Origin of the sequence: Algoriella sp., assembly GCF_036647415.1 — a bacterium.
Classification (GTDB): Bacteria; Bacteroidota; Bacteroidia; order Flavobacteriales; family Weeksellaceae; genus Empedobacter.
Window position 1 is genome coordinate 36,936 of record NZ_JAVXKG010000004.1, and the last position, 11,669, is coordinate 48,604.

Here is an 11,669-nt window from a genome sequence, read left to right on the forward strand (position 1 = left end):
TTATTTAAAAAATGGATTTGTTCTATCCTCATTTTAAATAAATTAATATGTATTTTTTTGAATAAATAGTATTAAATTTGTTCTCTTAAATTTATTAGAAATAAACCTTAAATGAATATAGCAATTGTAGGAACTGGTTACGTAGGATTAGTAACTGGTACTTGTTTAGCCGATTTCGGGAATCATGTTATCTGTGTTGATATCGACCAAAAGAAAGTTGAAATGATGCGTAACGGACACGTTCCGATTTACGAACCTGGATTGGAAGAAGTTTTTCTACGAAATATAAAAGCCAACCGAATAGAATTTACAACTAATATAAAAGATGCTTTAGACGTATGTGACGTTGTCTTTTTAGCCTTGCCAACTCCTCCAGGAGAAGACGGTTCTGCAGATTTATCTTATGTGATAAGTGTTGCAAACCAAATAGGAGAACTAATGACGAATTATAAAGTTGTTGTAAATAAAAGTACCGTTCCTGTTGGAACTGCAGATAAAGTACGCGAAGTAATTGCTTCTAAAACATCAATAGAATTTGATGTTGTCTCTAATCCAGAATTTTTAAGAGAAGGATATGCAGTGCAGGATTTTATGAAGCCAAGCCGTGTTGTTGTAGGAACTTCGTCTTATAAAGCGTTAGATATTATGAATCGTATCTATAAACCGTTAACAGAAGATGGAATACCTGTAATTTCTATGGATGAAAAGTCATCAGAATTAACAAAATATGCAGCAAACGCTTTCTTGGCAACTAAAATTACTTTTATGAATGAAGTAGCTAATTTTTGCGAATTAGTTGGTGCAGATGTAGATAAAGTTCGTCTCGGAATGGGATCTGATGATCGTATCGGAAATCGTTTCTTGTTTCCAGGAATTGGTTACGGAGGTTCTTGTTTCCCGAAAGATGTAAAAGCTTTAGTGAAATCTGGTAGACAAGAAAATTATCAATTCAAAGTATTAGAAGCTGTAGAAAATGTAAATCAAGCACAGAAAGTTATTATGGTTCCAGCAATCAAAGATTATTTGGGCGGATCATTGCAAGGAAAAAGAATTGCAATGTGGGGATTAGCTTTCAAAGAAAATACAGATGATATTAGAGAAGCTTCTTCTTTGGATATGATAGAAGAATTAACTGCTCAAGGCGCATCTGTTATTGCATACGATTCGGCAGCGATGAGTAATGTGAAACGAGCAATTGGCGATTTGATAGAATATGGAGAAGATATGTATTCTATTCTTGATGGCGCAGATGTTTTGTTGGTTGTAACAGAATGGTCAGAATTTAGAAATCCGCGTTATGATGTAATTGCAGAGAAGTTGAAGAATAAGGCAATCTTTGATGGTAGAAACTTATATGATTTGGATGTTTTAGAAGAAAAAGGATTTTTCTATAAATCAATCGGACGTAAAACAGTTTTACCAAACGCCTAAACAAACAATATTACTAAATCAATAAAACGATTTATATAATTTAATTTTTGGAGAAAACATCTCTCCAAAATTTTTTTACTTATTAACCTTAACCTGAAATATTAATTTATGAGTTTACACTCAGAAACAGATCAAAATTGGTCTCAAGTAATTGGATCTAAAAATTCGTTATATTCTTTAAATTTAAAAGAAGTTTGGAGATATAAAGATTTGGTTTATATGCTTGTAAAAAGAGACTTTTTAACATCTTTCAAACAAACTATATTAGGGCCATTGTGGTTTTTTATTAACCCTATTTTCACAACAATTATGTATGTAATTGTTTTTGGGAATATTGCTAATTTATCTACTGATGGTGCACCTAAAATTCCGTTCTACTTATCAGGAGTAATTTTATGGAACTATTTTTCATCTTGCTTGAATGGTACTTCAAATGTTTTTAGAGGAAATGCGTCAATTTTTGGAAAAGTTTATTTTCCCAGATTAGTTATGCCTCTTTCTATTGTCATATCTAATTTGATGCAATTCGCAGTACAATTTGCGTTGTTAATTTCCTTTGTTGTGTATTATTCAATAGAGGGTAATATACAACCTAATTTATGGATATTAATAACACCATTTCTTATTGTATTAATGGCTGCATTTGCGATGGGAATGGGAATGATATTTTCAGCTATGACAACAAAGTACAAAGATTTATCAATGCTGTTAAGTTTTGGTGTATCGCTGTATATGTATGTTACGCCAGTAGTTTATCCAACATCTATGTTACCAGAAAAATACAGATGGATTGGAGAAATAAATCCTTTGACAGGAATATTTGAATGTTTCAAATATGCTTACTTAGGAGTTGGAGATTTTAGTATAGGAATGTTACTTTATTCAACAATTTTTATTTCGATAGTATTAATTATTGGAACAATTATTTTCAATAAAGTAGAAAAATCATTTATGGATACAGTTTAATTATTTTTTGAATTGAATATTTAAAATGATTAATCCAACCAAAAACAGAAAAAATGAATAAAAATATAGTACTTGATATAGAAAATGTTTCTAAACAATATCGCTTAGGAGAAGTTGGTACAGGGACATTACAACATGATTTGAAACGTTGGTGGGCAAATGTAAGAGGAAAGGAAGATCCTTATCTTAAGATTGGGGAAATGAATGACCGTACTGCCAAAGGAGATTCCGATTATGTATGGGCGCTTAATGATATTAATTTTCAGGTAGAGCAAGGTCAAGCTGTAGGTATTATTGGACGAAATGGTGCAGGAAAATCGACGTTATTGAAATTGCTTTCTCGTGTTACGAAACCAACGACAGGCTCTATAAAATATAAAGGACGTATTGCTTCTTTACTTGAAGTAGGTACAGGTTTTCATCCAGAAATGACAGGACGTGAAAATATTTACCTTAATGGAGCTATTCTTGGAATGACACGTAAAGAAATCACGCGTAAGTTTGATGAAATTGTAGCTTTTGCTGGCGTAGAACGTTATATTGACACACCTGTAAAACGTTATTCGTCAGGAATGTATGTTCGTTTGGCATTTGCAGTTGCAGCACATTTAGAATCGGAAATATTAATTGTAGATGAGGTCTTAGCCGTTGGTGATGCCGAATTCCAAAAGAAATGTCTCGGTAAAATGGGTGATGTAACCAAAGGTGAAGGACGTACTATTTTGTTTGTAAGTCATAATATGACGGCTGTTGAAACTCTTTGTACTAATGCTGTAGCTATGCGACATGGAACTATTGTTGATATTGGTCAGCCAGAGCTTTTAATTAAAAATTATTTAGCAGATAGTATTACAAATTGTAGAAAAATAGAATTTGACGATATTAATTTAGCAAAAGGGAATGAATTTGTAAAAATTAAATCTGCTTCAATTAATAACTTATCTACATTAGATCCTAATGAAGTGATTGATGTAACTTCTGAAATAGAAATAGAGTTTGAATTAGTAAATCAAACGAATGAAGAAACGCTTTCTCTTGGTTTTGATTTAAAAAATACAAGAGGAGATGTGATTTTTGGAACTGGAAATAAATTCAATTTTCCTATTAATATTCCTACAAAAATTAGATGTAGTATACCAGGGAATTTGTTAAACGATGATACTTATCAAATTCTTTTATATATAAATACAGAAGCAATGAGTTCTCTTTATATTGAAGAAGAATTTTTGTCTTTTGAAATTAAAGACATAGCAAGGGAAAGTGGTTATCTTGGAAAAGTGAATGGTTTTATTAGACCTCAATTAATTTGGAGATAAATTACTATGAAAATTGCAGTTTTAGGCGCAAGTTACCTTCAATTACCATTAGTACAGAAAGCAAAATCAAATGGTATCGAAATTCATTGTTTTGCTTGGGATGATGGAAAAGCAGTCTGCAAAGCTGTTGCAGATTATTTTTATGACATTTCGGTTTTAGAAAAAGAAATTATTTTTGATAAATGTAAAGAAATCGGTATTGATGGAGTTCTTACTATAGCAACAGATATATGCATACCAACAATTGCCTATATAGCTGAAAAATTAAATCTTGTAGGTAATACGTATCAAACTGCTTTGTTAACTACTAATAAAGGATTAATGAGAAATTGTTTTAGAGAAAATGATATATTATCACCTTTTTATCAAGTTATTGAAAACTATTCTCAATTAAAAAAAGTTAATTTTCCATTAATTGTAAAACCTGTCGATCGTTCGGGTAGTTTAGGTGTCGTGAAAGTAGAAGATAATGAAAGCCTGCAACAAGCAATAGATAATGCGACAACATTCTCTTTTAGTAAACAATGCATTGTTGAGGAGTTTATGGAAGGCGAAGAAGTAAGTGTAGAAACTGTAAGTTGGAAAGGGAAGCATCAAATTATTACCATTACAGATAAAGTTATAACAAACGCACCTTATTTTGTAGAGATTGCACATCATCAGCCAAGTACACATAACGAAAAGATTATAGCGGAGATAGAAAAAACAACGCTTGAAATACTAAATGCGACGCAAGTAACAAATGGTATTTCACATATAGAGTTAATGATTACTAAAAATGGTCATGTAAAAGCAATTGAAATTGGAAGTAGAATGGGAGGTGATTTTATAGGATCAGATTTGGTTCAGCTTTCAACAGGAATAGATTTTTTACAAGTGGCTTTAGATTGCGCATTAGGAACGGTAAAGTTTCCTATACAAAAAAAACTAAATAAAAATTCGGGTATATATTTTCTATCAAAAGACACAGAATACTTATTACCATTATTTAACACTGACAATCAAAACGTTAAAATTGTGAAAAAAGAAATCTTATCAGATAAGCTTTTATCACTTACATCAAGCAATGATCGTTCTGGGTATTTAATATACCAATCTAATCAAAAAGAATATTTAGTATGAAAAGAATAGCTATAATAGGTTCAGGAGATTTAGGTCAACAAGTAGCACATTATATACATCAAGATACGAAAGATAAAGTGGTTGCTTTTTATGATGATTTTCAGGATTTAGGTATTTTTATTAAAAATATTCCTGTATTAGGTAAGATTAATGCTATTTATGATGAATTTAAGAAAGATAAGTTTGATGAAATTTTAATAGCAATAGGATACAATCATCTTGATTTCAAAGAAATGTTATATAATAAATTATCCAATGTAATACCATTTTATAAATTTATACATTCATCAACTTTACTTGATTCTACCGCCAAAATTGGAAATGGAACAATAATTTATCCTGGGTGTATTATTGATCAAAATGTAAAGATTGACGACAATGTATTAATAAACATTGGTTGTGTTATATCACATGATTCTCAGATAAGTAAACACACTTTTATTTCTCCAGCTGTTAGTATTGCAGGTTTTGTCAATATTAAAAAAAAGTGTATAATAGGAATAAATACAACAATAATTGATCATATAACTATTGCAGAAAAAACGCAATTAGGTGGTGGATCTGTCGTGATAAAAAATATAGAACAAAGTGGATTATATGTAGGTAATCCAATAAGATTTATACATTAAACAACTAAACTATGATACCTTTCAACAAACCATTTATTATTGGTAACGAACTAAAATATATCGAAGAGGCAGTGAAATCTGGTAAAATATCAGGTGACGGATTGTTTACTAAAAAATGTCAAAACTTCTTTCAAGAAAAATATAACTTCCCAAAAGTATTGCTGACGACTTCTTGCACAGATGCTTTAGAAATGGCTGCAATTCTTTGTGGTATACAAGAAGGTGATGAGGTTATCGTGCCAAGTTATACTTTTGTTTCATCTGCCAATGCATTTGCTTTACGAGGAGCTAAAATTGTTTTTGTAGATTCTTATTTAGACAATCCTAATATTGATCCAGAAGAAATAGAAAAACACATTACCTCAAAAACCAAAGCCATTATACCCGTGCATTATGCAGGTGTAGCCTGTGATATGGAGGCTGTCATGAATTTAGCCAAACAATACAATCTCTTTGTTGTGGAAGATGCAGCACAAGCGATAGATAGTTATTATACATTTTCTGATGGTACTAAAAAAGCATTGGGATCAATTGGTCATTTTGCAGCATTTTCTTTTCATGAAACCAAAAACATTATTGCAGGAGAAGGAGGTATGTTAGTCATTAATGATGAAAAGTATTTTGATCGTGCAGAGATAATACGAGAAAAAGGAACGAATAGGAGTGCTTTTTTTCGTGGTGAGGTTAATAAATATGGTTGGGTAGATTTGGGATCATCTTTTTTGCCTTCAGAAATTATTTCGGCTTTTCTTTATGCTCAATTAGAAAATTTAGATAAAATACAAACTAAGCGTATTGCTATCTGGAGTTATTATGCAGAAAAGTTAGCTTCATTACAAGAACAAAATAAGATACAATTACCAACTATTCCAAGTTACGCAACCAATAATGCACACATGTTTTATATGGTATGCCGTAATTATGAAGAAAGAACTGCTCTAATACAAGCTTTAAAATTAAAAGACATTCATCCTGTTTTTCATTATTTGAGTTTGAATAAAAGTGAGTATTTCCTTAAAAATAATCCAGAGATTGATATACCCAATTCTGATCATTTTACCGATTGTTTATTGAGATTACCATTTTATTATGAGTTATCTATTGAAGAACAAGATATAATTATAAATGAAATAATCCAATTTTACAGATAGATGCCCAAAATTAAAGTATTATTTGTTGTAGCTGGTTTTTATAGAGCTGGAGCAGAGCGTTTTGCTTATGAAATAGATTGCGCTTTAGATAAAAGTAAATTTGATTTAAGTATTCTTGCTTTAGAAGAAGAAGAAAAGATTAGTACATTATGGAATATTAGATATTATGAGAATTTACATAAAGAATTAGGAACTACTGTAAAATATGCAGATGATTTTATTGATAAAAGATTTTATGAACAAAATAGGTTACGCAATAAAATAAAACGCCAATTACATTTGTTTCCTAAGCATATCAATTTATGGAAAATTGAAGAATTATCTACTTATATGACACAATTTGATGTCGTGCATTGGATGGGAGAATATATTTTTATAAATGAAATATCAGATGAAATAAAGAGGAAAAGTTTAATTCACATGATGACAGCAAGATTTCAGAAAAGGAATTTATATGATAACTTTGATCATGTATTTAATTATAATTTTTGTACACCGTTTAAGAAGGAAGAATTGGAATTTGAATTAGAACAATTTACAAATTATCATTCCGTATTTATTCCTTTGGTAATGAAGATTGACAAAGAAAAATATAAATGGAAATTTGATGGAACTTCTAAAGTTAAAAAGATTGGAATTTTTACCCGGTTAAATCCTTTTAAACCGTTAGACCCCTTTTTCTATTCGTTTCAATTGTTATTAGATCAATATCCTCATGTAGAATTACATGTTTTTGGAGCAGGTGATCCAAATGATTTTGGAATGACTGATATGCTAGAAAGATTAACTATTCAAGATAAAGTTTTTTTTAGAGGACATCAAGAAGATATTGTAGAAACCGCTATAAACGAAGAGCTATCTTTGTCATGGTTTCAAGGATATAATAATGATAGACCAGCAGGATATGCAGGTTTGGATATTTGTACGACAGGAACTCCATTACTATGTTGGGATTTTAGCCCAAAGCCAAATAATTTTGAGAATAAAATATATCCTCATTATAAAAACCTAAATAAGTTTGTGGATAAAACAGTTGAAATTTTGACTAATGAAACCGATGCTTTGGATTTATCAAGTAAACAATATCATGATGTAACAAACAATAGAAATATAGACGATTATATAGAGGTAATAGAAAATGAGTATATAAGAATCAATACCTAAAAAAAACCAACTAATTTACAAGGCAAATTTTTATATAGTACTATTTTTTAACGTCTAAATATTTGACTTATTGATAGTTAATAATTAAATCTATTTTTCATGAGTTTTATTCAGTTAAGTTTTAAAAACAAAGAATAACCCAACTAATTGCTGTATATATTATAGATTAACATGATGTTAAGAAGTATAAATATTAAGTGATTGTCTAAGACGTAGATTTTATTCTATATGAATTGAAAAACTAACTAATCATTTGTGTATTCTTACAAATAAAGTAATTTTGTAAATAACCTAAAACTAATAAATTCTTAATATGCAACAACCTCTTATATCGGTTATTGTACCTTGCTACAATCAGTCTATTTACATGGACGAATGTCTACAATCAGTCTTAGATCAAACTTACCAAAATTGGGAATGTATTATGGTGAACGATGGTTCTCCAGATAATACAGAAGAAGTGGCGAAGAGATGGGTTGAGAAAGATTCACGTTTCAACTATTTATATAAAGAAAATGGAGGCTTATCTTCTGCTCGTAATGCAGGAATAGAAATAGCAAAAGGAAAGTGGATTTTACCATTAGATTGTGATGATAAAATAGGAAATCAATATTTAGAATTAGCAGTCGAACAATTTGATAAAGATTATACGATTATATATTGTGAAGCAGAATTTTTTGGTGATAAAAAAGGTAAATGGGAGTTACCGGAATTTTCTACTTTAGAATTATCAAAAGGAAACCCCATCTTTTGTACAGCATTTTATAAAAAGTCAAGTTGGCAAAAAGTAAATGGGTATGATACTAATATGATTCATGGATTAGAAGATTGGGAATTTTGGTTATCAATTATTCATGAATCTGGCAAGGTATTTAAAATAGATGAAGTTTTATTTTATTACAGAATTAAGAATCAATCTATGATAACAGAATTAAATGTAGATAAAAAGACTAAAATGTTAAAATATATTGAAAAAAAGCATATCGATTTTTTTCATAATCATTTAGGTTCAATGCATTTTTTACAAGAATCAAACATCAATTTATCACAAAATTTTGATAGATTAAATATTCGTTTTAGTGAATTTACTTCATCAAAACGCTATAAATTAATGGATAAAATATTTTCATTTTTAGGACGATGAGTAATAATTTAATGAGAGATGAAAATAACTTTGATTTTTTAAGATTAGTATTTTCAAGTGCGGTTATATTTTCACATTCATTTCCACTTACAGGAAAAGAAGAGATTTTTACTGTATTAACAAATAATCAGCTTGGTTTAGGTGGACTATCAGTTAATGTGTTTTTTGCACTTAGTGGCTATTTAATTTTTATTAGTTTAAAACATAGTAAAACAATTAAAAATTATTTATGGAAACGTCTATTGCGTTTGTACCCAGCTTTGATTGTTCTTATAGCTATAACAATGTTGATATTACCGTTTTTTTATACTGGAGATAATATATTTTCGGAATCTAGTTACAGAAGCTATTCATATAACGTATTATCTTTATATCATGTGCAATATGAAGTTGCTCATGTATTTGAAAATAACCCCTATCCTAAGGCTATAAATGGTAGTTTATGGTCACTTAGTTATGAATTTACAATGTATATATTACTTTTGCTTTTATTTCCATTTAGGAAGAACAGAATTAGTTTTATATTACTAATAATTGGATTTATTTTTTCTTATTTATTACATATTTTCCGACCAGATTTTTTATCAAAATTATTATCAATTATTTATCTAGATTCTAAAGAACTCTATCGTTTATCAACTTACTTTTTAGCAGGAAGTTTATTGAGTTATGTAGACATAAAGAAAATAAATACATTAATTTTAAGAGTAGCTTTATTTTTCATTCTAATTTTATCATTATATTTTAATTTTTTCAATTTAGTAGCACCTTTAGTATTACCACTTCTAATTTTATTAATAGGTACTTTAAAAACAAAATACATTAGTTCAATCGGAGAAAAATTTGGAGATATTTCATATGGTGTTTATATATATGGTTTTTTAGTTCAACAATGTTTAATGAATTATTTTGGATTTAATGTTTATGAATTAACATTTTATAGTTTAATTATTACATTTACACTAGCTTATTTATCTTGGCATTTTGTAGAGAAACCAATGCAGAAATTTAAGAATTTTATATGATGAAAAACCAACTCGCAATTGTAATACCATATTATAAAATTGATTTTTTTGAGGAAACTTTAAAATCTATTTCCAAGCAAACGGATAAAAATTTTAGTTTATATATAGGGAATGATACCAGTCCAAATGATCCCTTACCTCTGATTAAAGAATATTTTGAAGAAGGAAAATATAACTATTATAATTATCTTGAAAATTTAGGAGGAAAAAATCTTGCGATGCAATGGGAACGTATCTTAGGAAATGTAACGGAAGATTGGTTTCAGATTTTGGGAGATGATGATATAATTGCAGAGAATTTTGTAGAAGAATTTTATAAACAAATAGATGAAGTAGAGGAAAACAAAATTAATGTAATTAAAATATCGCAAGCTTTTGTAGACGAACATACAAATAGGTATACAGAGTTTACTTCTTATGATAAAAATATTTCTACTGAAGTTTTTTGGAAAAATAAATTTATAGACTATCATCGATCAAGTCTATCCGAACATATTTTTAATAGAAATAAATACAATAAATTAGGATTTAGAAAATATCCATTAGCTTGGCATACAGATGATATGGCTGTAATAGAGTATTCTATATCAAATGAGATTTATTTTATATCTTCAACACACGTATTAGTGCGGTTTACTGAGAAGAGCATTTCCGGTGACATAAATAATGATACAAATAATAAAGAAAAGGATTTGGCAAGTTTACAATTTTTTACAGATATGCTGAATTTGTATAAAAATTATATACCTAAAGATATGATAGAACAATTGTTAATACGAAATGCAGATAAATGCTGGGAATTAAAGCAAGAGAATAAAGTAAATCTTTATGGTGTTTATTGTTATTTAGGACAACCAATTAATTTATTAAAGGTTCCGTACAAAAATTATATTTTAAGTCATCATGCTAAAAAATAGAATTTTAAATCATGTTAATTATTTACATTATCAATATTTAATTAAAGTAAATAAATTGATAAAGTCTCAACGAAAAAATCCGTTGTCGATACCAATTATTATTATAAATTTTAATCAATTATTTTATTTAAAACAATTGGTAGATTTTTTAATCAATCGTGGTTTTGAGAATATTGTGATTATAGATAATTTATCAACTTACCCACCATTGTTAGAGTATTATAAAATTATAGAATCTAAAGTTAAAGTAGAGTATATGGGAGATAATCAAGGTCATAAAGTTTTTTTTGAAAGTGAGATGCTACAAAGAAAATACGGAAAAGGTTATTATGTTTTGACAGATGCAGATATTGTACCTAACGAAAAATTGCCAATTGATTTTATGGAGAAAATGATTAAATATCTTGATAAATATTTTAAAAGAGTAACAAAGGTAGGCTTTGCATTAAAAATAGATGATATTCCTAATGAATTTCCGCTTAAAGATAAAGTTATTAAGTGGGAAAGTAAATATTGGGAAAATGAAGTAGAAGCTAATTTATATAAAACAATTATTGATACTACGTTTGCTTTATATAAACCTAATTACCCTAATAATTTTAATTTTTTAGACTTTTTTTTAGGGATTAGAGTAGGAGAAAATTTTGAAGCAAAACATGGAGGGTGGTATAAGAACCCTTTGAAGATGACAGAAGAAGATATGTTTTATCAAAAGACTGCTTCTAGTTCTAGTTCTTGGAATTTTGATGGAAAAGGAAATGAGATAGGAGCCATTAAATACTAATTAATATAATTTATTTCATA

The 11,669-nt window shown here is 28.6% G+C and carries 11 protein-coding genes; all 11 read left to right on the forward strand.

Annotated elements, in window-relative coordinates; all coding sequences use genetic code 11:
- Positions 1–111 precede the first annotated feature (111 nt).
- Positions 112–1,431 carry a UDP-glucose dehydrogenase family protein gene (locus RSC72_RS02580; protein WP_332544139.1) on the forward strand — a complete coding sequence of 440 codons (1,320 nt, stop codon included), beginning with the start codon at positions 112–114 and terminating at the stop codon, positions 1,429–1,431.
- A gap of 108 nt (positions 1,432–1,539) precedes the next feature.
- A complete protein-coding gene (locus RSC72_RS02585) occupies positions 1,540–2,397 on the forward strand; it encodes an ABC transporter permease (RefSeq protein ID WP_332544140.1) in 858 nt (285 codons plus the stop codon).
- A 53-nt stretch (positions 2,398–2,450) separates the two neighbouring features.
- On the forward strand, positions 2,451–3,713 hold the full coding sequence (locus RSC72_RS02590) for an ABC transporter ATP-binding protein (RefSeq protein ID WP_332544141.1): 1,263 nt from the start codon (positions 2,451–2,453) through the stop codon (positions 3,711–3,713).
- Between the two features lie 6 nt (positions 3,714–3,719).
- Entirely contained in the window at positions 3,720–4,835 is a 1,116-nt protein-coding gene (locus RSC72_RS02595; RefSeq protein WP_332544142.1) for an ATP-grasp domain-containing protein, read from the forward strand.
- Positions 4,832–5,464 carry an acetyltransferase gene (locus tag RSC72_RS02600; protein ID WP_332544143.1) on the forward strand — a complete coding sequence of 211 codons (633 nt, stop codon included), beginning with the start codon at positions 4,832–4,834 and terminating at the stop codon, positions 5,462–5,464. Before RSC72_RS02595 ends, RSC72_RS02600 begins: the two co-directional genes overlap by 4 nt.
- Before the next feature lie 11 nt (positions 5,465–5,475).
- Positions 5,476–6,615: a dTDP-4-amino-4,6-dideoxygalactose transaminase gene (gene rffA, locus RSC72_RS02605; protein ID WP_332544144.1), complete on the forward strand. Its 1,140-nt coding sequence runs from the start codon at positions 5,476–5,478 to the stop codon at positions 6,613–6,615.
- Complete coding sequence (locus tag RSC72_RS02610) at positions 6,616–7,779, forward strand: hypothetical protein (RefSeq protein ID WP_332544145.1); 1,164 nt, start codon at positions 6,616–6,618, stop codon at positions 7,777–7,779.
- A gap of 313 nt (positions 7,780–8,092) precedes the next feature.
- The gene (locus RSC72_RS02615) at positions 8,093–8,923 is read left to right on the forward strand and encodes a glycosyltransferase family 2 protein (RefSeq protein ID WP_332544146.1); all 831 of its coding nucleotides are present in this window, start codon (positions 8,093–8,095) and stop codon (positions 8,921–8,923) included.
- Positions 8,920–9,948 (forward strand): acyltransferase family protein, encoded by a 1,029-nt coding sequence (locus RSC72_RS02620; RefSeq protein ID WP_332565997.1) that lies wholly within the window; start codon positions 8,920–8,922, stop codon positions 9,946–9,948. The genes RSC72_RS02615 and RSC72_RS02620 overlap by 4 nt, the downstream gene beginning before the upstream one ends.
- On the forward strand, positions 9,948–10,865 hold the full coding sequence (locus RSC72_RS02625) for a glycosyltransferase family 2 protein (RefSeq protein WP_332544148.1): 918 nt from the start codon (positions 9,948–9,950) through the stop codon (positions 10,863–10,865). The genes RSC72_RS02620 and RSC72_RS02625 overlap by 1 nt, the downstream gene beginning before the upstream one ends.
- 55 nt (positions 10,866–10,920) lie before the next feature.
- Positions 10,921–11,649 (forward strand): glycosyltransferase family 2 protein, encoded by a 729-nt coding sequence (locus RSC72_RS02630; protein ID WP_332544149.1) that lies wholly within the window; start codon positions 10,921–10,923, stop codon positions 11,647–11,649.
- Positions 11,650–11,669 lie beyond the last annotated feature (20 nt).